The sequence below is a fragment of the Stutzerimonas stutzeri SDM-LAC genome (genome assembly GCF_000235745.1).
GTDB classification, from domain to species: domain Bacteria; phylum Pseudomonadota; class Gammaproteobacteria; order Pseudomonadales; family Pseudomonadaceae; genus Stutzerimonas; species Stutzerimonas stutzeri_H.
This window is the reverse complement of record NZ_AGSX01000168.1, coordinates 13,307-39,463: the sequence shown is the minus strand read 5'-3', so window position 1 is coordinate 39,463 and position 26,157 is coordinate 13,307. Positions and strand designations below refer to the sequence as shown.

Sequence of the window (26,157 nt, the reverse complement as noted above, 5' to 3'; positions counted from 1 at the left end):
AGGCTCCGCCGTTGGCGGGCTGCATCGGATTAACCCCTGTTTATCCACAGCACCTTCCACAGCAAATGGGGATAACCTCGCCTCACAGCAACGTCCATCCCGAAGCATAAAGGGGCGTATCTGCTTGCGACCAGCCAGCTTGTGCGTATCAGGCGCCAAAAATCGCCCTGATCAAAACATAAACAGGCAGCTACAGCGCACAGCTGGCGGGGACTTCAGCAGTCGGCCCAAAGGTTATCCACAGAACGCCCCACAGTTAACTGGGATAACTGTTCAACGTTATCCATCCACCCGTGAACCGAGGGAAAGCGAACTTCATCCAGCCCGACGCCTCCAATGTTGCATTCACGCCATTGGACCTCCTCATGTCGCGCCAGCCCACCCTTGCCAGGCGCATCGTCCTGACCTGCTCCGCGGGGCAAGAGCGCCCACAATGATGAATTTCCTGGCTTTGGTACTGGTCGCATTTGTCTGTTTTGGGCTGGTCTTCTTAATCAAGCAGCGCCAGTACAACCACCCTGCATTGCGCATGCCGTACGCGTTGAGGCAGCCCTTGTTTCAACCGAGTGAAAGGGAACTGCTCGCCCTGTTGCAGCAGGCCGTGGGCGAACGCTTCCAGATCTTGTGCAAGGTGCGGGTCGCTGATGTGGTTGAAGTCACAGCCGTTCCGCGGCGCGCGCCCTGGTATCGGGCGGTCAATCGCATCTCTGCGGCACGGTTCGATTTTCTATTGTGCGACCTGCAGACGCTGGCGCCCTGCTGCGCCATCGAAATGGAGCAACCCGACCCGGCCAATGCCTTCGTCGATGAACTCTGCCAGACGGTTGATCTGCCACTGGTCCGCCTGACGCCGGAAACCGCTCGCGCCTATGATCAGCTGTGTGCAGCCATCGAAAGCGCAATCACCTCGACGCCGATCCCTGCATAATCTGCAGCCGGAAAAAGCAGCGAGGCGGGCCGACCTGAGTTGTCGTGAGGAGACCCTAGGACGGCATGCCGCATCAAGCTGCGCACAATGGCCATCTGCTGGCAGCGTTGTCACCGGGTCAGGCTCAAGAGCTCCGCACGAGATGCGCACCACCATTCGCTTCCAACGTCCGCGCCGACTGGGGAGACCTCTTACCGTGAACCCTGTATGTCGCTGAAGTCCCGTTTCTCGAGCCTGTTCGAGCTGGCCTCGCGGCTGATTCGCCGCTACCCCGGTACCGTTGCGCTGTTTGGTTTTTGTTCGGGCCTGGCCAGTTTCGTGCTGGTCGAACGCCAGGCTGGGCTAGCCAAGTTCATCGCCGCGCTGATGCTGTTCAGCTGGTTCTGGCTGATGCTGGAAAAAAGCCTGCGCATCGGCCTGGAACGTCGCTTCGGCTGGAAAGTACCGCCGCCCCTGCTGCGCTACGTGACGCAGATGGTCCACCAGGAAAGCCTGTTCTTCATCATTCCTTTCTTCTTTATTACCACCACCTGGAACAGTGGCCAGGCCGCGTTCACTGTGATGCTGGGCTTGGCAGCGCTGGTCTCGCTGGTCGATCCGCTCTATTACAAGTGGCTGGCGCCGCGGCGCTGGGTGTATTTGGCATTTCACGCGCTGACATTGTTCGCCGTTCTGCTCACCGCTTTGCCGATCATCTTTCACCTGTCGACGCCGCAGAGCTACCTGTGGGCATTGGGCATCGCAGTAGCGCTGGCATTGCCGAGCCTCAGCGGACTGTTTGCGTCATGGAATTGGAAAAGCGTGCTCGGGATGCTGGCGCTCGCCGCCGTGGTCGGCCTGGCCGGCTGGATGGGACGCACCTGGGTACCACCAGCGACGCTCTGGCTGACAGACGTCGCGGTGACCACGACCCTTGATGATGCCTCGCGCAAGCCTGGCAATCGTTTGCGTGAAATATCCAGCCAACAGCTGCACAGCAATGGCCTCTATGCCTTTACCGCGATCAACGCGCCGCGCGGTCTGAAAGAACGCATCTATCATGAATGGACACACAACGGACGACGCGTCGATCGCATTCCCCTGGAGATCAGTGGCGGGCGGGATGCCGGCTATCGCGCATGGACTCACAAACGCAACTTCCCAAAGCAGGCCAAAGGCAAATGGCGCGTACGGGTGATGACCGAGGCCGGACAAATGATCGGCATGCTGCGTTTCGAGGTCGTCGAATGAACCGCCGAACCCAGGCGGAACTCGAACGGCAAAGGGCGTCCGCTACTGGCACGGGAGGAATGCATGGAGTGGTGGGACATATTAAGCCGCACCGTTGCCTCGGAATTTTCCGACATCCCTGACTTCGAACATGCGATTCGCGTCACCGTACGGCTGGTCCTGGCGGCGTTTCTGGGGGGCGTGCTCGGCTACGAACGGGAATACAAGGGCAAGGCCGCCGGCCTGCGAACCCACATGCTGGTGTCGCTCGGCGCTGCCCTCTTCGTGCTGGTGCCCCTCGAAGCAGGAATGCCCATCGAGGACCTCTCTCGCGTCATGCAGGGCATTGTCACCGGCATTGGTTTTCTTGGCGCCGGCACTATCCTCAAGGGAAGCTCGGTTCAGGACGTCAAGGGCCTCACCACCGCCGCCGGCATCTGGCTGACCGCCGCCATCGGGGTTGCCACGGGGCTGGGTCACGAATCCACCGCCGTGCTGACCACGGCCTTCGCACTGGTGATCTTTTTGCTGATGCCTCGCCTGGAGCAGCATGCGGCGCATAGGTCGGCCGGTGCCGAAAAGAAAGGGCGTGATCAGGATGACGCCCCATGACAACCGCCTGCAGCCTTGAGCCAGGAGTAGATCATGCATAACCGTTACGCTTACCTGACCACCGGGGCGCTTATGCTTGGCCTGGTCGGCTGCGGCGATACCGCCACACTGCCAGTCGAGGCCGGCTACGGGCCGGACCCTGCGCTGCCCGAACCGAACGAGACGCTGATCCCGACCGTCAACATCGCCGAAGCCACCGGCTGGCCCGAGGGCCGGACTCCGCAAGCGGCCGCCGGACTGCAGGTTCAAGCATTCGCCGACAACCTCGACCACCCGCGCTGGCTCTACGTGCTGCCCAATGGTGACGTGCTTGTGGCCGAAAGCAATGCGCCCGCGAAGCCGGAGAACGGCCAGGGCATTCGTGGCTGGATTATGAAAAAGGTCATGGCGCGGGCGGGCTCCGGCGGCGAGAGCGCCGACCGCATTACGCTGCTGCGTGACCGCGATGGTGACGGCACGCTTGAACACCGCTCGGTATTTCTCGAGGGGTTGCACTCACCGTTCGGCATGGCGCTCATAGGCGATCAGCTCTATGTCGCCAATACTGATGCACTGGTGCGCTTCCCCTATAAACAAGGCGTTAACCGCATCGACGCGGCGGGTGAGAAAGTCGTCAACCTGCCCGCCGGGCCGATCAATCATCATTGGACCAAGAACGTCATCGCCAGCCCGGACGGATCACGGTTGTACGTCACCAGCGGCTCCAACAGCAACGTTGCCGAGAACGGCATGGAAGCGGAGGAAAACCGCGCAGCCATTCTCGAAGTTGACCTGCAGAGCGAAACGCTGCGGCTGTTCGCCTCCGGCCTGCGCAACCCCAACGGCCTGGCGTGGCAACCCGACAGCGGCGAGCTGTGGACTACGGTGAATGAGCGCGACGAAATTGGCAGCGACTTGGTGCCGGACTACATGACCTCTGTCCAGGACGGAGGCTTCTACGGCTGGCCCTACAGCTATTACGGTCAGCACCTCGACGAGCGGGTCAAGCCGCAACGGCCGGACCTGGTGGCCAACGCCATCGTGCCCGACTACGCGCTTGGCGCACACACAGCCTCCCTCGGGCTGGCCTTTTATGAAGGTTCGCTGCTGCCCGAGCGCTACCGACACGGCGCTTTCATCGGCCAGCATGGCTCATGGAACCGCAAACCGCGCAGTGGCTACAAAGTGGTTTTCGTACCCTTCAAGGATGGCAAGCCGGACGGCACAGCCGAAGACGTGCTGGCCGGCTTTCTCAACGAGGATGAGCAAGCCATGGGACGCCCGGCAGGCGTCGCAGTGGACAACGCCGGCGCGCTGTTGGTGGCCGATGACGTCGGTAACGTGATCTGGCGGGTAACACCCGCGGACACTGAATGATGCGAACCGCGGGTCGCGACGAGCCTGGCTAAAGAATGACCGGCAAGGGGCGCACCAGCCGGATCTCTTCCGGCGACAGCTCGACGCCATACGCCAGCACTTCGACGCCCGCCGCCACCGCGTCCCGCAGCGCCGCGGCGTAGCGCGGGTCGATCTCCCCAGCAGGGCGCACGGCCTCGATACCAGTGAGGTTGACGCAATACAGCTGTACCGCCCGCATGCCCTGACGGGCCAGCACTGCCAGTTCGCGCAAATGGCGAGCGCCGCGGTCCGTAACCGCATCGGGAAAGGCTGCAACAGCCGTATCAGCGAACCCCAGGGTCACGCTTTTGACTTCAACGAACGCCGGCCCGGTGGGATAGTCCAGGCGGAAATCCACACGGCTGTTTTCGAGCCCGTAGGCCACCTCCCGCTTGAGCGCGGTGAAGCCGTTCAATTCCCCAATCACGCCTGCCAGCAGGGCTTCTTCGACCAGCCGATTGGCGCGTGCCGTGTTGACACAGGCCAGGCGCCCCTGCGGCGTTTCCACCAACTCCCATGTCCCCGGCAGCTTGCGCTTGGGATCGCTGTTGCGTTGGAACCAGACGCGTGCGCCCTCACCCATGCAATTAAGCATCGAGCCGGTGTTCGGGCAATGGATGCACAGCTCGTCACCCGTTTCGGTGACCACATCGGCAAGAAAGCGCTTGTAGCGCCGAACCAGGCGTCCCTGCTCAAGAGGGGTCGAGAATCGCATCAGCCTTTCCAGCTCTGCAGGCCACGGGCAATGCGTTCGACAGCCTGTTCCAGCCGAGGCAGAGCCTGGGTGTAGGCGAAACGTACATGATGACCGGCCTGGTGCCGACCGAAATCAAGCCCTGGCGTGATGGCGACGAATTCGGTTTCCAGCATGTGCTGGCAGAACGTGTAAGCATCACCGCCGATGGCACTGATATCGGCGTAGAGATAGAACGCCCCTTCCGGCTCTACCGCAATACCGAAGCCCAACTCGCGCAGTGCGGGCAGCAGAAAATCTCGGCGCTTGGCGAACTCGTCACGGCGCGCTTCGAGGATTTCCAGCGTGGCCGGTTCGAAGCAGGCCAGGGCCGCATGCTGGGCCATGGTCGGGGCACTGATGTAGAGGTTCTGCGCAAGCTTTTCCAGCTCGCTGACAGCTCCAGGTGGCGCGACCAGCCAACCGAGACGCCAGCCGGTCATTCCGAAGTACTTGGAAAAGCTGTTTAGCACGAACGCCGAGTCGTCGACTTCCAGCACACTGGCCGCATCGGTGCCATAGGTGAGGCCGTGGTAAATCTCGTCCACCACCAGATGCCCGCCGCGGCTCTTCAACGCAGCGGACAGACCCGCCAGCTCGTCACGGGTCAGCAGGGTGCCGGTGGGATTGGCCGGCGAGGCGACCAGGGCACCAACGCTGTCCCTGTCCCAATAGCGCTCAACCAGATCGGCCGTCAGTTGATAACGCACGTCCGGCCCCACCGGCACCAGCTGCGCGGCACCTTCGATCAGGCGCAGGAAATGCCGGTTGCATGGGTAGCCGGGATCGGCCAACAGCCAATGCTTACCTGGATCGACCAGCAAACTGCTGGCCAGAAGAAGCGCACCGGATCCGCCGGGAGTAATCAGCACGCGTTCGGGGTCAATAGACAGTTGATAGCGCTGCTTGTAGAAACCGGCAATCGCCTCGCGCAGCTGCGGCAGCCCACGGGCAGCGGTGTAGCGGGTATGACCAGCAGCGAGGGCAGCCTGACCGGCCGCGACTATGGGCTCGGCGGTTGTGAAGTCCGGCTCGCCGATTTCCAGGTGGATGACGTCACGTCCCGATGCCTGCAATTCGTTGGCCCGGGCCAGCAATGCCATGACGTGAAAGGGTTCGATTGCACGACTACGCGCGCTATATGACGAGGTCATCTGACCTTCCTGATGAGTACAAAACGTGAATTCTACCGAAGGTCCCTCTGACACCGCAGCCACCGTGATATTCGGGAGTAGCGCACCCCGATACGATCTGGTAAGTTCGCCCGCTTGCAGCCGCAGGGCCGGCACGGGCCGGCAGAGGGATTTCACTATCCTGCGCAATGGACATAGCGAGAGGCGTTCATCCATGCCCATTACTAAAACGACACCCAGCAATCAATTGATCCGCGCCTTCGTTCCTTATAAGGAGTCCAAAGGCGAGGAGTACATGAGCGACAACATGCGCGCTCATTTCACCGGCATCCTCAATAAGTGGAAGCTGGAGCTGATGGAGGAAGTCGACCGTACCGTGCATCACATGCAGGACGAAGCGGCTAACTTCCCCGACCCGGCCGACCGCGCCAGCCAGGAAGAAGAATTCAGCCTGGAACTACGCGCCCGTGATCGCGAGCGCAAGTTGATCAAGAAGATCGACGAGACGCTGCAACTGATCGAAGACAACGAATACGGCTGGTGTGATTCCTGTGGCGTCGAGATCGGCATTCGCCGTCTGGAAGCCCGTCCCACCGCAACGTTGTGCATCGACTGCAAGACGCTGGCGGAGATCAAGGAAAAGCAGATCGGTTCCTGATCCTGAACGGGGCGCTACTGCGCCCCGCTTCATTTCCGGCCTCCCCTCGATGTTGCTTCACCCCCGCCTCGACACGCCTAATCCGAGCCGGCCCATGTCCGCATCCTCTTCCTATATAGGCCGCTTCGCGCCGACCCCCAGTGGCTATCTGCACTTCGGCTCGTTGATCGCCGCCCTCGCCTCCTATCTCGATGCCCGTGCCGTCGGTGGCCGTTGGCTGCTGCGCATGGAAGACCTCGATCCGCCGCGCGAAATGCCGGGAGCGCAGACCTCGATTCTGCAGGCATTGGAAGCCTACGGCTTTCAGTGGGATGGCCAGATGGTCCGCCAGAGCGAACGGCTTGACGTCTATAACGAAGTGATCGGTCGCCTCAGGCAGGACGGCCATGCCTATGCATGCACCTGCTCGCGCAAGCAATTGCAGGCGTTCGCCGGACTCTACCCGGGTTTCTGCCGTGAAGCCGGCCGCGACACCCACGACGCCGCCATCCGTCTGCGCGTGCCGGATCGCACCTACAGCTTCAGCGATCGCGTTCAGGGTCACTACAGCCAGGACCTGGCCCGGGAAGTTGGCGATTTCGTTATCCGCCGCAGAGACGGGCTGATCGCCTACCAGCTTGCAGTGGTGCTCGACGATGCCTGGCAAGGCGTGACCGACATCGTTCGCGGCGCCGATCTGCTCGACTCCACGCCGCGACAGCTCTACCTGCAGGAGCTGCTCGGTCTTCCGCAACCGCGATACCTGCACGTGCCGCTGATCATTCAGCCCGATGGTCATAAGCTGGGTAAACGCTACCGCTCGCCACCGCTGCAGCCGGCCGAAGCCACACCGCTATTGCTGCGTGCATTGCGCGCGCTCGGCCAACCTACGCCAAGCGAGCTGAGCGATGCCCTGCCCGGTGAGGTACTGACGTGGGCAACCGCCCACTGGAATGCCGAGTGCATCCCGCGTTGTCGGACGCTCGCCGAGTCGCAGCTGCGCTAGAGCAGGAAGCGACTCGATGTCGGCTCAGGCACTCGACGAAGCCACATGATTTTCGCCGAAGCCACGATCGCTCCGCTCGTTAGCCGCCCCGTCGCAGCTCATCGACATGGACTCCGGCTTTGTGCTTCAAGCTGCTTCCTTTACCATCCGCCTACTTTCGACACGAGTTCCAGCATGTACATCTACCGACTGGTGCTGCTCCTGGTGGTGGGGATCTATCTGTTTTCCCCTGCAATCATGGACTGGTGGATTGACCCCAACGGCGCGTGGTACCGGCCCTATCTGTTGTGGCTGATCCTCATCGTGGTGACCTTCATTCTTCAGAGTCAACGCGATGCAGACGAGCTTTAGCCTCAGCCACCTGATCCTGATCAGCGTCGCCTACCTGTTGATGCTGTTCGGCGTCGCCTGGGTCAGCGAGCGCGGGCTGATCCCGCGGTGGATCATTCGCCATCCACTCACCTACACCCTGTCGCTCGGCGTCTATGCAAGCGCCTGGGCGTTCTACGGCACGGTGGGTCTTGCCTATCAGTACGGCTACGGATTCCTCGCGACCTACCTGGGCGTGTGCGGTGCGTTTCTGCTGGCGCCGGTACTGCTCTACCCAATACTGCGCGTTACCCGGACCTATCAGCTGGCGTCGCTGGCGGACCTGTTCGCCTTCCGCTTCCGTAGCACCTGGAGCGGCGCACTGACCACGGTGGTCATGCTGATTGGCATGCTGCCGCTGCTCGCCCTGCAGATTCAGGCAGTCGCCGATGCCATCGGCATCCTCACCCTCGAGCCCCTGCAGGAACGGGTCGCGCTGGGTTACTGCGTGATGATCATGCTGTTCACCATTCTGTTCGGTGCCCGGCATATCGCCACGCGGGAGAAGCACGAAGGGCTGGTGTTCGCCATCGCGTTCGAATCGGTGGTCAAGTTGCTGACCTTCGGCGCCATCGGTTTGTATGCGCTGTTTGTCGTGTTTGGCGGACCGCATCAGCTGGAAACCTGGCTGCTGCAGAACCAGTCGGCGCTACAGGCGTTACACACACCGCTGCAGGAAGGACCGTGGCGCACCCTGTTGCTGGTGTTCTTCGCGTCAGCGATCGTGATGCCGCACATGTATCACATGACCTTTACTGAAAATCTCAACCCGCGCGCGCTGGTCAGCGCCAGCTGGGGCCTGCCGCTGTATCTGCTGCTGATGAGCCTGGCCGTGCCGCTGATTCTCTGGGCCGGGCTCAAACTTGGCGTCAGCACCAACCCGGAATATTTCACCCTCGGCCTCGGTATTACGGCGCAGAGCGAGACACTGACACTGCTGGCCTTCATCGGCGGACTTTCAGCCTCCAGTGGTCTGATCATTGTCAGCACCCTGGCCCTGTCGGGTATGGCGCTGAACCATCTCGTGTTACCGCTCTATCAACCGCCTACAGAAGGCAACATCTACCGCTGGTTGAAGTGGACGCGTCGCAGCCTGATCCTCGCCATCATCATGGCCGGCTACGGCTTCTATCTGATGCTGGGCGCCGAGCAGGATTTGTCCAACCTGGGCATCGTCGCCTTTGTCGCGACCTTGCAGTTCCTGCCTGGCGTGCTTTCCGTGCTGTATTGGCCGACCGCCAATCGGCGCGGCTATATCGTTGGGCTGCTCGCCGGTATCGCCGTCTGGGTTGTGACCATGCTGCTGCCGCTGGCAGGCAATCTTGATGGTTTCTATATTCCGCTTTTCAACGTGGTCTACGTGCTCGACGACACCAGCTGGCATCTTGCAGCGATCGCCTCGCTGGCGGTGAACGTGCTGGCTTTCTCGCTGTTCTCGCTGTTCACCGAAACCAGCCCCGAGGAGCAGGCCGCTGCCGAAGCCTGCGCGGTGGAAAACGTCCGCCGTCCTCAGCGACGTGAACTGGCAGCCGCCTCGCCGCAGGAGTTCGCTACCCAGCTGGCCAAGCCGCTGGGCGCCAAGACTGCGCAGCGGGAGGTGGAACAGGCACTGCGGGATCTGCAATTGCCCTTCGATGAACACCGCCCCTATGCCTTGCGCCGGCTGCGCGACCGCATCGAGGCAAACCTGTCAGGCCTGATGGGCCCGAGCGTCGCCCAGGACATCGTCGAGAATTTCCTCTCATACAAGAACGGTGCGGACAGCTACGTAACCGAAGACATCCACTTCATAGAGAGTCGCCTGGAGGATTACCACTCGCGGCTTACCGGCCTGGCAGCCGAACTCGATGCCCTGCGCCGCTATCACCGACAGACCCTGCAAGAGTTGCCAATGGGCGTCTGCTCGCTGGCCAAGGATCAGGAAATCCTGATGTGGAACAGAGCGCTGGAAGAGCTCACCGAGATTCCCGCGCTGCAGGTGGTGGGCTCGCGCCTGTCGACTATCGCCGAGCCCTGGCAGAGCCTGTTGAGCGACTTCACTCAACAGCGCGAAGAGCACCTGCATAAACAACGGCTGCAGCTGGACGGTCACAGCCGCTGCCTGAACCTGCACAAGGCCGCGATTGCCGAGCCGCTGGCGCCGGGCAGTAGCGGGTTGGTCCTGCTGATCGAAGACCTCACCGAGACCCAGCAGCTTGAAGACCGCCTGGTTCACTCCGAACGCCTGGCCAGTATCGGCCGGCTGGCGGCCGGGGTGGCCCACGAAATTGGCAACCCGATCACCGGCATCGCCTGCCTGGCGCAAAACCTGCGCGAGGAGCGCGAGGCAGACGCCGAAATCATCGAGATCAGCAACCAGATTGTCGAACAGACCAAACGCGTTTCGCGCATCGTCCAGTCACTGATGAGCTTTGCTCATGCCGGCAGCAGACAACATGACCTGTACCCGGTGAGCCTGGCCGAGGTGGCGCGGGATGCGATCGCCCTGCTCTCGCTCAATCGTCGCGGCACCGAGGTGCACTTTTTCAACCTGTGCGATCCCGATCACCAGGCGGAAGGCGACCCGCAGCGCCTCGCTCAAGTGCTGATCAACCTGCTGTCCAATGCCCGCGATGCATCCGAACCCGGCGGTTCGATCCGAGTACGCAGCGAGGTATCCGAACAGACCGTCTACCTCATAGTCGAGGACGAAGGCAGCGGCATTCCACAAGCGATTCAGGATCGGCTGTTCGAGCCTTTCTTCACCACCAAGGATCCAGGCGAAGGGACCGGGCTGGGCCTCGCGCTGGTCTATTCGATCGTGGAAGAGCATTATGGGCAAATCAATATCGATAGCCCGGCCGACCCGGAAACTCAACGCGGTACGCGTTTCCGCATCACCCTACCGCGTCATGTCGAGGCAATAGATTCCGGTGATTGACGAGGCGACGGCAATTTCTCGCCAGGTCTCGACCATGAGCGACCCAGCATACAGCGGGCCCCGCCGCGACCTAGATGAAGATCAGATTGGCGCTCCGCACCCGCACCAAGCCGCACCGCGGCGGCTTGCACAGGACAGGGACCGCGCCTTCTTCAGCGCCGTTTCCCAGCCATGTGCAGCCGCCTTCAGACCGTCGAGAGAGTACTGATGTCCCATATTCTGATCGTCGAAGACGAAACCATTATCCGCTCCGCCCTGCGCCGACTGCTCGAGCGCAACCAGTACGAAGTCAGCGAAGCCGGCTCGGTGCAGGAGGCACAGGAGCGCTTCAGCATTCCGTCCTTCGACCTCATCGTCAGCGACTTGCGCCTCCCGGGGACGCCCGGCACCGAGCTGATCAAGCTGGCCGAAGGCACGCCCGTGCTGATCATGACCAGCTACGCCAGCCTGCGCTCGGCGGTCGACTCGATGAAAATGGGCGCAGTGGATTACATCGCCAAGCCTTTTGACCACGACGAGATGCTGCAGACCGTAGCGCGCATTCTTCATGATCGGCAGCAGGTTGCTTCAGCGCCGGCCGAGCCGTCACGCAGCGCCGCGCCCGCTGCGGGCGCAACGAGCGACGACTCGGTCAACGGAGAGCTTGGCATTATCGGTCGCTGTGGCCCGATGCAGGATTTGTTCGGCAAGATCCGCAAGGTCGCCCCGACCGATTCCAATGTGCTGATCCAAGGCGAATCGGGTACTGGTAAAGAGCTTGTCGCCCGTGCGCTGCATAACCTTTCGCGGCGTGCCAAGGCGCCGATGATTTCGGTCAACTGCGCCGCCATCCCGGAAACCCTGATCGAATCCGAACTCTTCGGTCACGAGAAGGGTGCCTTTACCGGCGCCAGTGCCGGCCGCGCCGGTCTGGTCGAAGCCGCGGATGGCGGCACCCTGTTCCTCGATGAAATCGGTGAGCTACCGCTGGAGGCACAGGCACGGCTGTTACGCGTTTTGCAGGAAGGCGAAATCCGGCGAGTAGGCTCTACCCAGTCGCAAAAAGTCGATGTGCGCCTGGTCGCCGCGACCCACCGTGACCTGAAGACGCTGGCCAAGAACGGGCAATTTCGTGAAGACCTCTATTACCGGCTGCATGTGATCGCCTTGAAGCTGCCGCCGCTGCGCGAGCGTGGCGCTGACGTGCTGGAGATCGCCAAGGCGTTCCTGGCACGCCAGAACGAACGCATAGGCAACGATGGCTTGCACTTCTCCCGCGAGGCTGAGCAGGCCGTGCGGCAGTACAGCTGGCCCGGCAACGTACGCGAACTGGAAAATGCCATCGAGCGGGCCGCGATCCTCAGTGAGAGCGAGGAGATCAGCGCTGAGCTGCTGGGTATCGATATTGAGCTCGACCCCCTTGATGAGGATTTCGATGAACCCGGTGTTCCGCTAGGTTCCGCTGTCAGCAATGAGCCGACCGAGGATCTTTCTCTGGAGGACTACTTTCAGCACTTCGTGCTTGAGCATCAGGATCACATGACCGAGACCGAGCTCGCACGCAAATTGGGCATCAGCCGCAAGTGCCTGTGGGAGCGTCGTCAACGGCTCGGGATACCACGGCGCAAATCGGCCACGGCTGGGTAGCGGGCTGTTACCGCCACTACCGACACGTAACAAAATGCGGGTTCATCGGTAACGGACTCGACAGATCTTCCAGAAAAATCTACGGCATAAAATTGTAAGTGGTTGATTTTAAACAGATTTCAAAAACTGGCACGGCGAATGCTTTATATCTGGCACAACAACAATAACAAGCAGACCCACAATAAGAACAAGACGTACCGGCTCTAGCAAAATAAAGACAATAAGGCAGAGACGTAGCTAACTGATTCTTTTGGAGAGGAAGTGCCAGATGGGGTTTTGCCCCACGACCAGGCTGAGAATAACAAAAACTGCATTAGCAGCGCCTGAACTGGTTGGATCGAATGATCGATGGTAAATCAGCGACCAAAGAAATCCGTTTGCTCTTTGCTCCCAACGTAGGAGCGACTCCCGGACGCGATAGCTGAAGGGAACGGGTGATCAAACAAAAACAACACGCCCGAAATACTAATAACAACAAAGCACGCGACATCATTTAAAGGGGGAGCTTCGGCTCCCCCTAGTGCTTTCTGGCCCCGGCCGCGCTTTGACACCTCTCCGCGCTTCGTTCACCATCCCTGCTCCCGGTGCTAGAATCCACGCCAGTTTCGTGGCTATTCGCCTCGCCACCCTGTCATTTCGCCACACAGTGCCTCTCATGCTGAAAAAGCTGTTCCAGTCTTTTCGTCTTCCCCTGCGCCGACTCCCGCATCCTCGTCGCACCCCCGAAATACTGTCCAGCCGGCAGCATTCGCTACACCGCAACGATCTCAGCCGACACGCGGTCAGCGTCGTCGAGCGACTCCAGCATGCCGGATACGAGGCTTATGTCGTAGGCGGATGCGTCCGCGATCTGCTGCTGGATCTGGAACCCAAGGACTACGATGTGGCCACCAGCGCCACGCCCGAACAGGTACGCGCCGAGTTTCGCAATGCCCGTGTCATCGGGCGCCGCTTCAAGCTGGTCCATGTGCATTTCGGTCGCGAGATCATCGAAGTTGCGACCTTCCGCGCCAACCATCCCGAGGCGGACGACGAGGAAGACAGTCATCTTGCGGCGCGCAACGAAAGCGGACGAATCCTGCGCGACAACATCTATGGCACGCTGGAAGACGATGCGCAGCGCCGCGACTTCACCATCAATGCGCTGTACTACGACCCGTCTAGCGAGCGAATTCTCGACCACACCCACGGCGTGCACGACATCCGCAACCGGCTGATCCGCCTGATTGGCGACCCGGAGCAGCGCTATCAGGAAGATCCGGTGCGCATGCTCCGCGCGATCCGCTTCGTTGCCAAGCTTGGTTTCGAGATCGAAAAGCACAGCGCCGAGCCGATTGCCGACCTTGCCGACCTGCTGAACGACGTGCCGTCTGCCCGCCTGTTTGACGAAATCATCAAGCTGTTCCTGAGCGGCAAAGCCGAACGCACCTTCGAATTGCTGCTTGAGTACGACCTGTTCGCGCCGCTTTTCCCGGCCAGTGCCGATGCACTGGAAGACAACCCCGAGTACGCCGGCACGCTGATCCGCAACGCCCTGGCCAATACTGATCTGCGCATCGCTCAAGGCAAGCCAGTCACCCCGGCATTCCTGTTCGCAGCCTTGCTCTGGCCGGCCTTGCCAGCGCGCGTTGCCGAGGTTCAGGCCCGTGGCCTGCCGCCAATCCCTGCCATGCAGGAAGCGGCACACGACCTCATATGGGAGCAGTGCCAGCGCACCGCGATTCCCAAGCGTTTCACCATGCCCATGCGCGAAATCTGGGACATGCAGGAACGCCTGCCGCGCCGCCAGGGGCGTCGTGCGGATCAGCTACTGGAGAATCCGCGCTTCCGTGCCGGCTACGACTTCCTACTGCTGCGTGAGAGTGCCGGCGAAAAAACCGACGGCCTGGGCGACTGGTGGACCGACTACCAGGAAGCCAGCGAAAGCGAGCGGCGCAACATGATTCGAGGCCTGAGCAATAAGGACGACGGCAGCGGCGCCCCTCGCAAACGTCGTCGTAGCAATCGCCGCAAGCGCGGCCCGAATGAAAACGCACCGGCGTCTGCCGACTAGATGGAAAGGGTTTACATCGGCCTGGGCAGCAACCTGGCCGAACCTCACCAGCAGCTGCGCAGCGCACTCGACGCCCTGGCCAGGATTCCCGACACACGTCTCGCCGCTGTTTCTTCGCTTTATCTCAGCGACCCACTTGGACCGCCAGATCAGCCGCGCTACCACAACGCCGTTGCCGCGCTGGACACATCATTGCCGCCGCAGGCCCTGCTCGATGCACTTCACACCATTGAGCTGGCCCAAGGCCGTCAGCGCAAAGCCGAACGCTGGGGTCCGCGCACGCTGGATCTGGACATCTTACTGTTCGGCGATCGTCTGATCAGCGACTCGCGCCTGACGGTACCGCACTACCACATGCATGCCAGAGCCTTCGTTCTCTACCCGCTTGCGGAGATAGCCCCGGAAGATCTGCAGCTAGCCGATAGCCGCACGCTTGCCGAGCTGCTTGCCGCCTGCCCTTATGAGGGTCTGGAGCGGCTCAGCGAACCGCTGTAACCGCCGGGTAACAGGTGTAACGTGCGGGTAACACTCGAGATTGACTTAGCTCGCCGCCATCTGGACTATAAGCGCCCTCTGCCGGCACGCATCGAAACGGGGTAACCCTGACGCTCCGCCTGCAACCGTGATCCCCGAGAGGCTTTAGGAGGACGGCATTCATGCCAGACGTAACCCTGACCACCCTGCAAGGCCTCAAGCAGAAAGGCGAGAAAATCGTCATGCTGACCTGCTATGACGCCACCTTCGCCAAGACAGCCTGCGAAGCCGGGGTCGAGATGCTGCTTATCGGCGACTCCCTGGGCATGGTCCTGCAAGGTCACGACAGCACCCTGCCGGTGACCGTCGAAGAGATGGCCTACCACACGGCATGCGTCAAACGCGGCAACCGCGGCGCCATGATCGTCGCTGATTTGCCGTTCATGGCTAACGCAACCATAGAACAGACCCTGAACAATTCCGCCATCTTGATGAAGGCCGGGGCCCACATGATCAAGGTCGAGGGCACTGCTTGGCTGGCCGAATCCATTCGCGTGCTGGCCGAGCGCGGCATCCCGGTATGTGCGCACATGGGCCTCACACCGCAGGCTGTCAACATATTCGGTGGGTACAAGGTTCAGGGGCGCCAGGAAGCGCAGGCGCAACAGATGATTGCCGATGCCAAGGCGCTTGAGGATGCAGGCGCGGCCATGCTGCTGCTCGAATGCGTGCCGAGCGAGTTGGCCGCACGTATTACCCAGGCCGTAACGGTGCCGGTAATAGGTATTGGCGCCGGTAGCGCCACCGATGGTCAGGTACTGGTTCTGCACGACATGCTTGGCCTGTCGCTGACTGGCCGAGCGCCGAAGTTCGTCAAGAATTTCATGCGTGAACATGGCGATATCCCCACGGCCATCGCCGCCTACGTCCAGGCGGTGAAGTCGGCTGAATTTCCTGCTGCCGAACATGGGTTCTCTGCATGAACGTGGTAAAGACCATTGCTGACCTGCGCGCTGCGGTGACCCGCGCACGCGGCGAAGGCAAGCGCATCGGCTTCGTGCCGACCATGGGCAACCTGCATGCCGGCCACGTTGCACTGATCAAGAAGGCCGGCCAGCGCGCCGACTTCGTGGTTGCCAGCATCTTCGTCAACCCGCTGCAGTTCGGCCCCAATGAGGACCTCGCCAGCTACCCGCGAACACTGACGGCCGACCAGGAAAAGCTGTTCGAGGCCGGTTGCCACCTGCTGTTCGCACCCAGCGTCGAGGAGATGTACCCGCACGGTCAGGCGTCGCAAACCATCGTTCGTGTACCAGGCGTATCCGAGGGGCTCTGTGGCGGCAGCCGTCCAGGCCATTTCGATGGCGTCTCTACCGTTGTGAGCAAGCTATTCAACATGGTACTGCCCGACCTCGCGGTCTTCGGTCAGAAGGATTTCCAACAGCTGGCGGTCATTCGCACCATGGTCCGCGACTTGAATATGCCGGTGCAGATCATCGGCGAACCCATCGTGCGGGCTGAAGATGGTCTGGCGCTGTCCTCACGCAACGGTTACCTCACCGCCGACCAGCGCAGCACCGCACCCGTGCTCTTTCGCACCCTGCAGCAACTGGCCGATGCCATACGCAACGGTGAGCGCGACTACCCGGCGCTGCTTGCTTCCGGTCATCAGCAACTGCAGACCGCCGGCCTGCGCCCCGACTACCTGGAAGTTCGTAACGCACTGGATCTCAGCCCGGTCACAGCCGACAGCCGCGAGTTGGTGATTCTCGCCGCGGCCTATCTCGGCAAGACCCGGTTGCTGGATAACCTGCTGGTAGACATCTCGCGGACGACGGCCTGATACCGCCGACCATTGGCCTAACCCGCCCGGCCCTCACTCTTGAACACATTTGAGGGTTCGGGCACACTCTGCGCCGCTTGCGCCCCCCGGAGGACCCCGCCATGCACGCCATCATGCTCAAGGCTAAACTGCACCGCGCCCAGGTGACCCACTCGGTTCTGGATTACGAAGGTTCCTGCGCCATCGACGGTGACTGGCTGGACCTCGCCGGCATTCGCGAATACGAGCAGATCCAGATCTATAACGTCGACAACGGTGAGCGCTTCACTACCTACGCCATCCGCGGTGAGGAAGGTTCGAAGATCATTTCGGTCAACGGTGCCGCAGCGCACAAGGCCGGTGTGGGTCATCGGGTGATCATCTGCGCTTACGCTCATTACAGCGAAGCCGAACTGGCCAGTTTCAAACCACACGTTCTGTATATGGGCGCCGACGGCGACCTTAGTCACACCAGCAACGCGATCCCGGTTCAGGTCGCCTGAATTCGGCACTGGTGTTCGAAAGCCCGCATTACCGAGCTGATGCGGGCTTTTTTGTGCGCAATGGATTTCCCTGGCGACATAAATCTGCAATGGTCGCCGTGTTCTGGTCGCTATCGGCACTCCGAGCGCAACGCTTCGGAACGCCGCAGGTTTTTGCCAGTCAGACCAGTCTCGACGGTGCAGGATGCACGGTCGCCGTTGCGGTTCAGCCGCAGCGGAACACGCCTGTCGCATTCAGGACGAATGCCAGCGTGCCCGCATGATCGAATGACTGTCCGAACGAATCGCAGCGCCGCAGACAGTCCGCCAAAGCAAAGGAAGCCGCACAACCATGAGCTACTACCAGCACCCTCTCGATGCCACCGGCCTGCCATCCTGGAAGGCCTTGGAAGAACACCGTCTGGCCATGCAGAACTTCAGTATGCGCGAGGCATTCAAGGCCGACCCGACGCGCTTCGATGACCTGTCGGTTTCCTGCTGCGGCCTGTTTCTCGATTACTCGAAGAACCTGATCACTCCCGAGACCCGCACCCTCCTGGTGAACCTGGCCCGCGAGGCTGGCGTTGAGCAGGCCGCCCGCGCCATGTTCGAAGGCGAGCGGATCAACGCCTCTGAAAACCGCCCGGTGCTGCATACCGCGCTACGCCGACCCATGGGCGAGTCAGTCATGGTCGATGGGCAGAATGTCATACGTGATGTGCATGCGGCTTTGGCTCAGATGACCGACATCGTGACCCGCATCCATAACAACCTCTGGCGCGGCTTCAGCGACAAAACCATCACCGACGTGGTGAACATCGGTATCGGCGGCTCGTTCCTTGGCCCGCAACTGGTCTCCGAAGCGCTGTTGCCGTTCACCCAGCACGGCGTGCGCACCCATTATCTGGCGAACATCGACGGCAGCGAGTTCCGTGAAGTCACCGCCAAGCTGAATGTCGAAACGACCCTGTTCATCATTTCCAGCAAGACCTTCGGCACCCTCGAGACGCTGAAGAACGCTCAGGCCGCACGCAGCTGGTATCTGGGCAAGGGCGGTACCGAAGAGAAGCTTTATCGTCACTTCATTGCGGTAACCAGTAACAAAAAGGCAGCCGTCGAATTCGGCATCCGCGAGAAGAACATCTTCCCGATGTGGGACTGGGTCGGCGGCCGCTATTCGCTGTGGTCAGCAATCGGCCTGCCGATTGCGCTAGCCATTGGCATGTCCAATTTCAAGGATTTGCTCTCCGGCGCCTACAGCATGGACCAGCACTTCCTCAACGAGCCGTTCGAAAGCAACATGCCAGTCCTGCTGGCGATGCTGGGCATCTGGTATCACAATTTCTGGGACGCGCAGAGCTACGCCTTCCTGCCCTACGACCACTACCTGCGCAATTTCGTCAAACACCTGCAGCAGATGGACATGGAGTCCAATGGCAAGAGCGTGCGCCAGGACGGCACGCCGGTTTCCTGCACCACAGGCCCGGTGATATGGGGTGGCGTCGGTGCCAACGGTCAGCACGCCTACCATCAGTTGCTGCACCAGGGCACCCCACTGATCCCCGCGGATTTCATCGTGCCGGTGGTCAGCCACAATCCGGTTGCCGATCACCATGAGTGGCTCTACGCCAACTGCCTGTCACAGAGCCAGGCGTTGATGCGCGGCAAGACGCGCGAAGAGGCCGAAGCCGAGCTGCGAGCAAAGGGTATGAACGAAGCCGAAGTCCAGCGCCTGGCCCCGCATAAGGTCATTCCCGGCAACCGGCCAAGCAACACCGTGGTCATGGAAACCATCAGCCCCGGCCGTCTCGGCGCGCTGATCGCCTTGTACGAACACAAGGTCTTTGTTCAGGGCGTGATCTGGGGCATCAACTCCTTTGACCAGTGGGGCGTGGAGCTTGGCAAAGACCTCGGCAAAGCCGTCTACGGCCAGATGACCAGCTTCGACGGGCAACCCGCCGAAGACGCCTCGACCCAGGGACTGATCGACTTTTTCCGCGGTCGCCACCGCGGCTGATCGAGGTGCAGAGCCGGACAGTGCCTGGTCGCTGTCCGGCGCACCTTTTCCGCAACATTTCTGATGATTCACGCGTCTGGGTAGTTCACTAATCGGCCAGGTCCGGGTAACCCCTGTGCTTCGGGTAACATCCGAGTTTCCAGTCACGCCAGACAACGCCTTTTGGAAATCATCCGCCGTCATATCGAATCGCAGGTACTCAGCCTTACCGGTCTGGCCATCGGCGGTGTCGACTACGAAAACCCGCCGGGCGACCCCGGCCTGTTCGGCCCGGAGTCGGTCTGCTGGCGCGTGCACGGCGACTTCACCTCAATGCTGGTGGGCGGTATCTCTGCTCTGCTGTTGCAGGCCCTGCATCCGCTCGCCTTGGCCGGCGTCTGGGACCACTCGAACTTTCGCGACGACCTGCTCGGCCGTCTGCGCCGCACCGGCCAGTTCATCTCGGCCACCACCTTTGGCAGTCAGGCCGATGCGCAGCGGCTGATCGAACGGGTCCGGGCCATTCACCTCAAGGTCACCGGGCATGCGCCGGACGGCCGCCCTTATGCCGCGTACGACCCGGACCTTTTGACCTGGGTGCACGTGGCCGAAGTCAGCAGCTTTCTCAAGGCGCACCTGCGTTACCTCAACCCGGCGTTGCCAGGCCCGGAGCAGGATCGTTACTACGGTGAAGTGGCGCGCATCGCCGAAGCACTCGGTGCCCGGCATGTGCCGCATTCGCGGCAGGAAGTGGACGACTACCTTGAGGTGATCCGACCTCAGTTGCACTACGACGAGCGCTCACGGGAAATCGTACGCATCCTGTTCGAAGCGCCAGCCCCGAGCCGCCTCGCCAAGCCGTTTGGCGCGCTGATGATGCGCGCGGGCGTCGATCTGTTGCCAGACTGGGCCAGCGGCATGCTCGATCTCAGCCAGACCGACCGTGAAAAACAGCTGATACGAATGGCCGTCCGGCGAACCGCACCGGTGCTACGCTGGGCCGTGCGCAGCGGTTCGGTGCACCGCGCGCGCCGCCGCATGGGCCTGCCCTTACGCTAGCGTGACCGGCAGGTTCCGCACCTGGAGCCACCTTTCGGCCTGTGCCACCATGAGCGCCCCGCGGAGCCCGCACCTTTCTCGAGGTTAAAGATCATGCAAGACGTCATCATCGTCGCAGCCACTCGCACCGCTGTTGGCAGCTTTCAGGGCGCACTGGCCAACATTCCTGCCGTTGAACTGGGCGCCGCGGTGATTCGCCAGCTTCTCCAGCAGAGCGGGATCGATGCCGCGGAGGTCGACGAAGTGATCCTCGGCCAGGTTCTGACCGCAGGTGCCGGGCAGAACCCGGCGAGACAGGCGGCCATGAACGCCGGGCTGCCCCATGCAGTACCGGCGATGACCCTGAACAAGGTCTGCGGCTCCGGCCTGAAAGCGCTGCACCTCGCCGCACAGGCGATCCGCTGTGGCGATGCCGAGGTGGTGATTGCCGGCGGCATGGAGAACATGAGCCTGGCGCCCTACGTCATGCCCGCCGCCCGCACCGGCTTGCGCATGGGTCACGGCAAGCTGGTCGACAGCATGATTCAGGACGGCTTGTGGGATGCGTTCAACGATTACCACATGGGCATCACAGCCGAAAATCTGGTGGACAAGTACGGTGTCACGCGTGAAGCGCAGGACGCGTTCGCTGCGTCCTCCCAGCAAAAGGCCATTGCCGCCATCGAAGCCGGACGCCTACGCGACGAAATCACGCCTGTCGAGATTCCGCAGCGCAAGGGCGAGCCGCTGGTTTTTGACACCGATGAGCAGCCGCGGGCCGGCACCACGGCAGAAAGCCTGGCCAAGCTCAAACCAGCCTTCAAGAAAGACGGCAGCGTAACGGCCGGTAACGCCTCCAGCCTTAACGACGGTGCCGCCGCCGTGTTGCTGATGAGCGCCGAGAAAGCCAGGGCGCTTGGCTTACCGGTGATGGCTCGCATCGCCAGCTACGCCAACGCGGGTGTCGACCCCGCAATCATGGGCATCGCCCCGGTATCGGCTACCCGTCGCTGCCTGGATAAGGCCGGCTGGACGCTTGATGAGCTCGACCTGATCGAAGCCAACGAAGCTTTTGCGGCACAAGCGCTAGCGGTTGGCCAGGAACTGGGCTGGAACGCGAATAAGGTTAACGTCAACGGCGGCGCCATCGCGATTGGCCACCCAATCGGCGCATCGGGTTGCCGCATCCTGGTGACCTTGCTGTATGAGATGATCCGCCGCGACGTCCATAAAGGATTGGCGACGCTATGCATCGGTGGCGGTCAGGGCGTCGCGCTGGCAATCGAACGCTGACCGACAGGCAGCCCGCCGGCCAATTACCGGCAATTTCCGATAAACTGCGTGGCCCTCTTTCCCGAGTCGCCGCGCATGCCCTCTCTCGAAAAGGCGCTGCGCGCCGCCTACCTCAATCGCGAAGCACTGATCTCCGAGCTGCACCATCAGGCCACCGACTGTTACCGGTTATTCCACGGCAGCCAGGAGGGCTTACCCGGTCTCACCGTCGACCGTTACGGTCCGCTGCTACTGGTACAGAGCTTCCATCAAGCGCTCGAACGTGACGCCTTGCTGGCCCTGCATGAGCAGACCAGCACGAACCTGGGTACTCGCCTGTTACTCGCCTATAACGATCGTTCCCAGGGCAACTCGCGCATCGACCGCAGCGACCCGGTCTACTGCGCCGACCCGGCAGCGCTGGAAGACCTGATCGGTCAGGAGTGGGGCCTGAACTACCGTGTCCGGGCGCGCCATAGCGGCCAGGACCCACTGCTGTTTCTGGACCTGCGCAATGTGCGCGGCTGGATCAAGGCCAACAGCGCCGGCAGGTCGGTGCTCAATCTCTTCGCCTACACCTGCGGCGCGGGTCTCTGCGCAGCCGCGGGCGGCGCGCGCGAGGTCGTTAATCTGGATTTCGCCGAAAGCAACCTCGCAGTTGGCCGCGAAAACGGCATGCTCAATCCGGAACTGGCACCGATGCAGTTCATCCAGTCGGACTACTTTCCCGCAATCCGCCAGCTCGCCGACATGCCGATCCCGCAGCGGCGTGGCCGCTCTCTGCCGGATTATCCGCGTCTTTCACCGCAGCAGTTCGACCTGGTGTTGCTCGACCCGCCCGCCTGGTCGAAGAGCGCGTTCGGAACGGTGGATCTGTTGCGCGACTATCAAAGCCTGCTCAAACCGGCGCTGCTCGCAACCGCTGAGGACGGCGTGCTGATCTGCTGCAACAACCTGGCGAAGGTCGACCTCGACGACTGGCGGGATCAGGTCCTGCGCTGCGCAACAAAGGCCGGGCGGCCAATTCGCGACTGTCAGGTGCTGCCACCGGCGGCGGATTTTCCCTCCATGGACAGCAAGCCGCCGCTCAAGGTGCTGATGCTCCAGTTGTGAGGTAGCGCGCGCGCCCTCGCGCAGGAGGAACCCGCGTGTCATGCCATACTCCAAGGCAGTTCATCGCCTGGAAGGTAGGTCCGCATGCCCAACGGATTGAAGCGCGTGTTCATCGGTTTGATGACCGCCCTGATCGTTTATTGCCTGCTCGGTTTTCTGATCCTGCCCGGAGTGGCGCAGCGCATCGTCAACCAGCAGCTCGCGCATTACGCAACGGTACCGGCTCGCCTTGAGCGGATTGAGCTCAACCCGTTCACTCTGGAATGGCGGCTCTACAACCTGCACATGGGCGAGCCGGACGCCGAGCAACTGGCGTTCGAACGGTTATTTGTCGATGTCGAATGGGACAGCCTGTGGAGTCGCGCCCTGCACCTTTCGGATATCGAGCTCATCGGCCCGAATGCCGAAGTCCTGTTTGACATCGACGGCAAGCTGAACCTGACCGAGCTATTCGAGCTACCTCCGAAAGAAAATGTAGCCGAAGAGGATTCCGAGCCCCTCGCCCTGCGCATCGATCGCCTGAAACTGGCCAGCGGACGGATTCACTTCGCCGACCAGCGGACCGAGGAACCGATCGACTTCTTGCTCGACTCGCTGGATTTCGAGCTGCTTAATTTTGCGACCCGCTCGGACGACGCGGCTGATGCCGTTCTGGTTGCCAAGGGCCCGGACGGGTCACGTCTCGAATGGAAAGGCCAGCTCAACCTCTCGCCTATCACTTCAACCGGCCAGCTTGAGATCGATGGGCTGACCCTGAAAACCTTCTGGCCTTATGTCCGCGATATGGTGCCGCTCGCGCTCAACGACGGGAAGCTGAGCCTGAAGACGGCGTACCAGCTCGACCTCAGCACCGGCACTTCACTGCAATTGAGCGACGCCAGCGCCGCCCTGGCATCGCTGAGTATCGACAGTCTCGCAGGCCAACCGCTGCTTCGTTTGAAGCAGGCAGAACTTGCTCAGACTTCGGTGGACTTGCAGAAACGCCAGGTGACCCTTGGCCAGGTGCGCAGTCACGCACTGGAAAGCTGGCTGATCCGCGAGCCTGACGGCCAGCTCAATTGGCAGCGCCTGGTTGCAGGCAAAGCAGAACCGCAGCCGCAGCCGCAGCCGCAGCCAACCGAGACCGGCAAAGAACCGACGCAAGGCGAGCCCCGGCCAGCGCAGAAAGGCGATACCTCCACGCAACCTTGGCGGATCGTCCTACGTGACGCTGAACTGCGTGATTATCAGCTGCACCTGGCGGACAAGGTTCCGGAGCCGAACGTCGAACTGGAGCTTGGCCCGCTCGATCTGGACCTGCGCAACTTCGACAGCCGCGGCACGTCTCCAGTGGATCTCAAATTGACGACCGAGGTCGGCAAACAAGGCTCGCTGCTCGCCGAAGGCCAACTGATGCTGACGCCAATGCAGGGACGTTTCGACGTGACGCTGTCAGGTATCGACTTGCGCCTGGCGCAGCCCTACCTGTCGCCATTCGTTCACCTGGAGTTACGCAGCGGGCTGCTGGCGAGCGATCTTGCAGTCGAACTGAAGGGCGTCGAGCCGTTGGCATTTCATATCGGCGGTTCCGCCGAAATCACGCAGCTTCATACACTGGACACCATTCAGGATCGGGACCTGTTGAAATGGCAGTCGCTACAGATCAGCGGCCTGGACTATAACCACCCCAACGAGCTGCAGATCGGCAAGATCGACCTGAGCCAACCCTATGCACGCTTCATCATCAACCCGGACCTGACCACCAACATCAATGACCTGCTGGTGGACAAGCCCGCCGCTAAGCCCGGTCAAGAGGCGCCTCCTTCCCAAACATCCGCATCGCCAGATGAGCCTGACGTGCCCTTCGCATTACGGATCGGCGGGATTGAGCTAGCCGACGGTTCGGCCAACTTCGCTGACATGAGTCTGCGCCCGCCGTTCATCACTGCCATTCAGGATCTCGCGGGTAGCATCGGCACCCTCGATAATCGCCAGCACATCGCTGCCAGCGTCGACGTAAAGGGTAAGGTTGACCGCTACGCACCCGTGAGTATCGAAGGCAGCCTGACACCCTTCGAACCGCTCCAGAGCCTCGATATCACGACCCGCTTCAAGCAGGTCGAACTGACCACGCTCTCGCCCTATTCCGCCAAGTTTGCCGGCTACCGCATCCGCAAGGGCCGCCTCAATCTGGATCTGCATTACCGCATCCAGCAAGGTCAGCTGAATGCCGAGAACGAAGTGGTGCTGGAGCAGTTGCAGCTCGGCGAACGGGTCGACAGCGAACAGGCCGTCGACCTGCCGGTACGCCTTGCAGTGGCGCTGCTGAAGGACAGTAGCGGCACCATCGCACTGAAGATTCCGGTTCAGGGCGATCTCAAGAATCCGCAGTTCGACGTGGTTCCCATCATCTGGCAAACCCTGCGCAATCTGGTAGTCCGGGCAGCCAAGGCACCGTTCAAGTTTCTCGGCGGGCTCGTTGGTGGAGACCAGACTGACCTCAGCCAAATCCTTTTTTCGCCAGGTAGCAGCGAATTGGACAGTGCTGCACGCAGCAACCTAGACACGCTCGCGGGTGCACTCAAGGAGCGCCCGGTATTAAGGCTTGAGATCGAAGGCATGAGCGCGCCGGCCGTGGACGGCCCACTACTGGCCGAGCAATGGCTGGAGCGTGAGTATCAGCAGACCTGGTATAAGGTCTTGCAGCGACGTGGTGACACCGTGCCCGCTGATCCATCAATGCTCGAAATCGGCGAAGACGAAAAAACCGCGATGTTGGAAGGCATCTATCGCAGCCGTCTGCAACAGCAGCCACCCACCGAATGGCAAAGTCTCGACGAAGAAGCCCGAGCGCTCCAGCTGCGGCAGGCGATTCTCAGCAGCCGTGAGAGCAGCACGGCGCTTCTGCGACGCCTCAGCCGTGCGCGCGCCGCCAGCATCAAGGATTATCTGGTCGACAACGCCGGGCTGAGTGCAGACAGGGTGTACCTGCTCGATACAGGTATTGCCCAGACTGTCCAGGGCGCCGAAGTCCCTACGGTCCTGCATCTGGAGGCGGAATGAAACGGACAGGCAGGCGCCTTTCAGACATAGGCTGCGTTCTAACGGTCGGCCTGTTGAGCCCGCTAGTCGGGGCAGACACCCTCCGCTGTGGAAGCAATCTGATCAGCACAGGCGACCGTGCCTTCGAAGTGGAGCGCAAATGTGGCGAACCGGTACAGCGAGAGTTGGTGGGCTACACCTTGGGACCAAACCATCGCCGCGAAATGATGCGCGAGGAATGGGTATACGGCCCCAACAATGGCATATTCAGCATCCTCATCTTCGAGGGAAACCGACTGGTACGTATTGAAACCAGTCGCGCGAACTGACCTCTGG

The 26,157-nt window shown here is 61.4% G+C and carries 22 protein-coding genes; 20 read left to right on the top strand and 2 right to left on the bottom strand.

Translation table 11 applies throughout. From position 1 onward, the window contains the following. Nucleotides 1-436: 436 nt before the first annotated feature. The 4 genes from PSTU_RS0116455 (at nt 437) to PSTU_RS0116440 (ending at nt 4,105) form a co-directional block, all read left to right on the top strand. Nucleotides 437-928 carry a DUF2726 domain-containing protein gene (locus PSTU_RS0116455; RefSeq protein ID WP_029404835.1) on the top strand — a complete coding sequence of 164 codons (492 nt, stop codon included), beginning with the start codon at nt 437-439 and terminating at the stop codon, nt 926-928. A 207-nt stretch (nt 929-1,135) separates the two neighbouring features. Beyond that, on the top strand, nt 1,136-2,158 hold the full coding sequence (locus PSTU_RS0116450) for a DUF5924 family protein (protein WP_019342106.1): 1,023 nt from the start codon (nt 1,136-1,138) through the stop codon (nt 2,156-2,158). Nucleotides 2,159-2,221: 63 nt separating this feature from the next. After that, entirely contained in the window at nt 2,222-2,749 is a 528-nt protein-coding gene (locus PSTU_RS0116445) for an MgtC/SapB family protein (protein WP_019342105.1), read from the top strand. A gap of 33 nt (nt 2,750-2,782) precedes the next feature. Further along, nucleotides 2,783-4,105, top strand: a complete 1,323-nt coding sequence (locus PSTU_RS0116440; RefSeq protein ID WP_019342104.1) for a PQQ-dependent sugar dehydrogenase — start codon at nt 2,783-2,785, stop codon at nt 4,103-4,105. 28 nt (nt 4,106-4,133) lie between these two features. Here PSTU_RS0116440 and sfsA read toward each other — a convergent pair whose 3' ends face one another. Together sfsA and PSTU_RS0116430 are read right to left on the bottom strand one after the other, a co-directional pair. After that, entirely contained in the window at nt 4,134-4,841 is a 708-nt protein-coding gene (gene sfsA / locus PSTU_RS0116435) for a DNA/RNA nuclease SfsA (RefSeq protein ID WP_019342103.1), read from the bottom strand. Beyond that, complete coding sequence (locus PSTU_RS0116430) at nt 4,841-6,013, bottom strand: pyridoxal phosphate-dependent aminotransferase (protein ID WP_019342102.1); 1,173 nt, start codon at nt 6,011-6,013, stop codon at nt 4,841-4,843. The genes sfsA and PSTU_RS0116430 overlap by 1 nt, the downstream gene beginning before the upstream one ends. 193 nt (nt 6,014-6,206) lie before the next feature. On the opposite strand from PSTU_RS0116430, the gene dksA reads away from it, so the two are divergent. The 16 genes from dksA to PSTU_RS0116350 all read left to right on the top strand — a co-directional run bounded on the left by dksA (nt 6,207) and on the right by PSTU_RS0116350 (nt 26,150). Continuing rightward, entirely contained in the window at nt 6,207-6,650 is a 444-nt protein-coding gene (gene dksA, locus PSTU_RS0116425) for an RNA polymerase-binding protein DksA (protein WP_019342101.1), read from the top strand. A 94-nt stretch (nt 6,651-6,744) separates the two neighbouring features. Next, on the top strand, nt 6,745-7,635 hold the full coding sequence (gene gluQRS, locus PSTU_RS0116420; protein ID WP_019342100.1) for a tRNA glutamyl-Q(34) synthetase GluQRS: 891 nt from the start codon (nt 6,745-6,747) through the stop codon (nt 7,633-7,635). A 174-nt stretch (nt 7,636-7,809) separates the two neighbouring features. Next, on the top strand, nt 7,810-7,986 hold the full coding sequence (locus PSTU_RS21500; protein WP_003095129.1) for a hypothetical protein: 177 nt from the start codon (nt 7,810-7,812) through the stop codon (nt 7,984-7,986). Next, nucleotides 7,970-10,924, top strand: a complete 2,955-nt coding sequence (locus PSTU_RS0116410) for a sensor histidine kinase (RefSeq protein WP_019342099.1) — start codon at nt 7,970-7,972, stop codon at nt 10,922-10,924. Before PSTU_RS21500 ends, PSTU_RS0116410 begins: the two co-directional genes overlap by 17 nt. Nucleotides 10,925-11,131: 207 nt before the next feature. After that, nucleotides 11,132-12,550: a sigma-54-dependent transcriptional regulator gene (locus tag PSTU_RS0116405; protein WP_019342098.1), complete on the top strand. Its 1,419-nt coding sequence runs from the start codon at nt 11,132-11,134 to the stop codon at nt 12,548-12,550. A gap of 655 nt (nt 12,551-13,205) precedes the next feature. Beyond that, nucleotides 13,206-14,603 (top strand): polynucleotide adenylyltransferase PcnB, encoded by a 1,398-nt coding sequence (locus PSTU_RS0116400; protein WP_019342097.1) that lies wholly within the window; start codon nt 13,206-13,208, stop codon nt 14,601-14,603. Then, nucleotides 14,604-15,098, top strand: coding sequence for a 2-amino-4-hydroxy-6-hydroxymethyldihydropteridine diphosphokinase (folK, locus tag PSTU_RS0116395; RefSeq protein ID WP_019342096.1), 495 nt, complete (start codon nt 14,604-14,606; stop codon nt 15,096-15,098). It begins immediately after the preceding gene. Nucleotides 15,099-15,259: 161 nt separating this feature from the next. Next, nucleotides 15,260-16,060, top strand: a complete 801-nt coding sequence (gene panB, locus PSTU_RS0116390; RefSeq protein ID WP_019342095.1) for a 3-methyl-2-oxobutanoate hydroxymethyltransferase — start codon at nt 15,260-15,262, stop codon at nt 16,058-16,060. Next, complete coding sequence (panC, locus tag PSTU_RS0116385) at nt 16,057-16,920, top strand: pantoate--beta-alanine ligase (protein WP_019342094.1); 864 nt, start codon at nt 16,057-16,059, stop codon at nt 16,918-16,920. Before panB ends, panC begins: the two co-directional genes overlap by 4 nt. Nucleotides 16,921-17,021: 101 nt before the next feature. Next, nucleotides 17,022-17,402: an aspartate 1-decarboxylase gene (gene panD / locus PSTU_RS0116380; RefSeq protein WP_019342093.1), complete on the top strand. Its 381-nt coding sequence runs from the start codon at nt 17,022-17,024 to the stop codon at nt 17,400-17,402. Between the two features lie 331 nt (nt 17,403-17,733). Beyond that, nucleotides 17,734-19,398 (top strand): glucose-6-phosphate isomerase, encoded by a 1,665-nt coding sequence (gene pgi / locus PSTU_RS0116375; RefSeq protein WP_019342092.1) that lies wholly within the window; start codon nt 17,734-17,736, stop codon nt 19,396-19,398. A 162-nt stretch (nt 19,399-19,560) separates the two neighbouring features. Beyond that, nucleotides 19,561-20,436 carry an oxygenase MpaB family protein gene (locus PSTU_RS0116370; RefSeq protein WP_019342091.1) on the top strand — a complete coding sequence of 292 codons (876 nt, stop codon included), beginning with the start codon at nt 19,561-19,563 and terminating at the stop codon, nt 20,434-20,436. 93 nt (nt 20,437-20,529) lie between these two features. Next, the gene (locus PSTU_RS0116365) at nt 20,530-21,708 is read left to right on the top strand and encodes an acetyl-CoA C-acetyltransferase (RefSeq protein WP_019342090.1); all 1,179 of its coding nucleotides are present in this window, start codon (nt 20,530-20,532) and stop codon (nt 21,706-21,708) included. A 75-nt stretch (nt 21,709-21,783) separates the two neighbouring features. After that, nucleotides 21,784-22,800 carry a class I SAM-dependent rRNA methyltransferase gene (locus PSTU_RS0116360; protein ID WP_019342089.1) on the top strand — a complete coding sequence of 339 codons (1,017 nt, stop codon included), beginning with the start codon at nt 21,784-21,786 and terminating at the stop codon, nt 22,798-22,800. A gap of 84 nt (nt 22,801-22,884) precedes the next feature. Then, nucleotides 22,885-25,842: a DUF748 domain-containing protein gene (locus tag PSTU_RS0116355; protein WP_019342088.1), complete on the top strand. Its 2,958-nt coding sequence runs from the start codon at nt 22,885-22,887 to the stop codon at nt 25,840-25,842. Then, complete coding sequence (locus PSTU_RS0116350; RefSeq protein WP_019342087.1) at nt 25,839-26,150, top strand: DUF2845 domain-containing protein; 312 nt, start codon at nt 25,839-25,841, stop codon at nt 26,148-26,150. Before PSTU_RS0116355 ends, PSTU_RS0116350 begins: the two co-directional genes overlap by 4 nt. Nucleotides 26,151-26,157 lie beyond the last annotated feature (7 nt).

Bases quoted from the DNA above. Each gene is read 5' to 3' on its own strand.
- panD (WP_019342093.1), top strand. From the start codon at position 17,022: ATGCACGCCATCATGCTCAAGGCTAAACTGCACCGCGCCCAGGTGACC.
- PSTU_RS0116405 (WP_019342098.1), top strand. From the start codon at position 11,132: ATGTCCCATATTCTGATCGTCGAAGACGAAACCATTATCCGCTCCGCC.
- PSTU_RS0116445 (WP_019342105.1), top strand. From the start codon at position 2,222: ATGGAGTGGTGGGACATATTAAGCCGCACCGTTGCCTCGGAATTTTCC.
- PSTU_RS0116440 (WP_019342104.1), top strand. From the start codon at position 2,783: ATGCATAACCGTTACGCTTACCTGACCACCGGGGCGCTTATGCTTGGC.
- sfsA (WP_019342103.1), bottom strand. From the start codon at position 4,841: ATGCGATTCTCGACCCCTCTTGAGCAGGGACGCCTGGTTCGGCGCTAC.
- PSTU_RS0116455 (WP_029404835.1), top strand. From the start codon at position 437: ATGAATTTCCTGGCTTTGGTACTGGTCGCATTTGTCTGTTTTGGGCTG.
- panC (WP_019342094.1), top strand. From the start codon at position 16,057: ATGAACGTGGTAAAGACCATTGCTGACCTGCGCGCTGCGGTGACCCGC.
- pgi (WP_019342092.1), top strand. From the start codon at position 17,734: ATGAGCTACTACCAGCACCCTCTCGATGCCACCGGCCTGCCATCCTGG.
- PSTU_RS21500 (WP_003095129.1), top strand. From the start codon at position 7,810: ATGTACATCTACCGACTGGTGCTGCTCCTGGTGGTGGGGATCTATCTG.
- PSTU_RS0116430 (WP_019342102.1), bottom strand. From the start codon at position 6,013: ATGACCTCGTCATATAGCGCGCGTAGTCGTGCAATCGAACCCTTTCAC.
- PSTU_RS0116400 (WP_019342097.1), top strand. From the start codon at position 13,206: ATGCTGAAAAAGCTGTTCCAGTCTTTTCGTCTTCCCCTGCGCCGACTC.
- PSTU_RS0116355 (WP_019342088.1), top strand. From the start codon at position 22,885: ATGCCCAACGGATTGAAGCGCGTGTTCATCGGTTTGATGACCGCCCTG.
- folK (WP_019342096.1), top strand. From the start codon at position 14,604: ATGGAAAGGGTTTACATCGGCCTGGGCAGCAACCTGGCCGAACCTCAC.
- dksA (WP_019342101.1), top strand. From the start codon at position 6,207: ATGCCCATTACTAAAACGACACCCAGCAATCAATTGATCCGCGCCTTC.
- PSTU_RS0116365 (WP_019342090.1), top strand. From the start codon at position 20,530: ATGCAAGACGTCATCATCGTCGCAGCCACTCGCACCGCTGTTGGCAGC.
- panB (WP_019342095.1), top strand. From the start codon at position 15,260: ATGCCAGACGTAACCCTGACCACCCTGCAAGGCCTCAAGCAGAAAGGC.
- PSTU_RS0116410 (WP_019342099.1), top strand. From the start codon at position 7,970: ATGCAGACGAGCTTTAGCCTCAGCCACCTGATCCTGATCAGCGTCGCC.
- PSTU_RS0116360 (WP_019342089.1), top strand. From the start codon at position 21,784: ATGCCCTCTCTCGAAAAGGCGCTGCGCGCCGCCTACCTCAATCGCGAA.
- PSTU_RS0116450 (WP_019342106.1), top strand. From the start codon at position 1,136: ATGTCGCTGAAGTCCCGTTTCTCGAGCCTGTTCGAGCTGGCCTCGCGG.
- gluQRS (WP_019342100.1), top strand. From the start codon at position 6,745: ATGTCCGCATCCTCTTCCTATATAGGCCGCTTCGCGCCGACCCCCAGT.
- PSTU_RS0116350 (WP_019342087.1), top strand. From the start codon at position 25,839: ATGAAACGGACAGGCAGGCGCCTTTCAGACATAGGCTGCGTTCTAACG.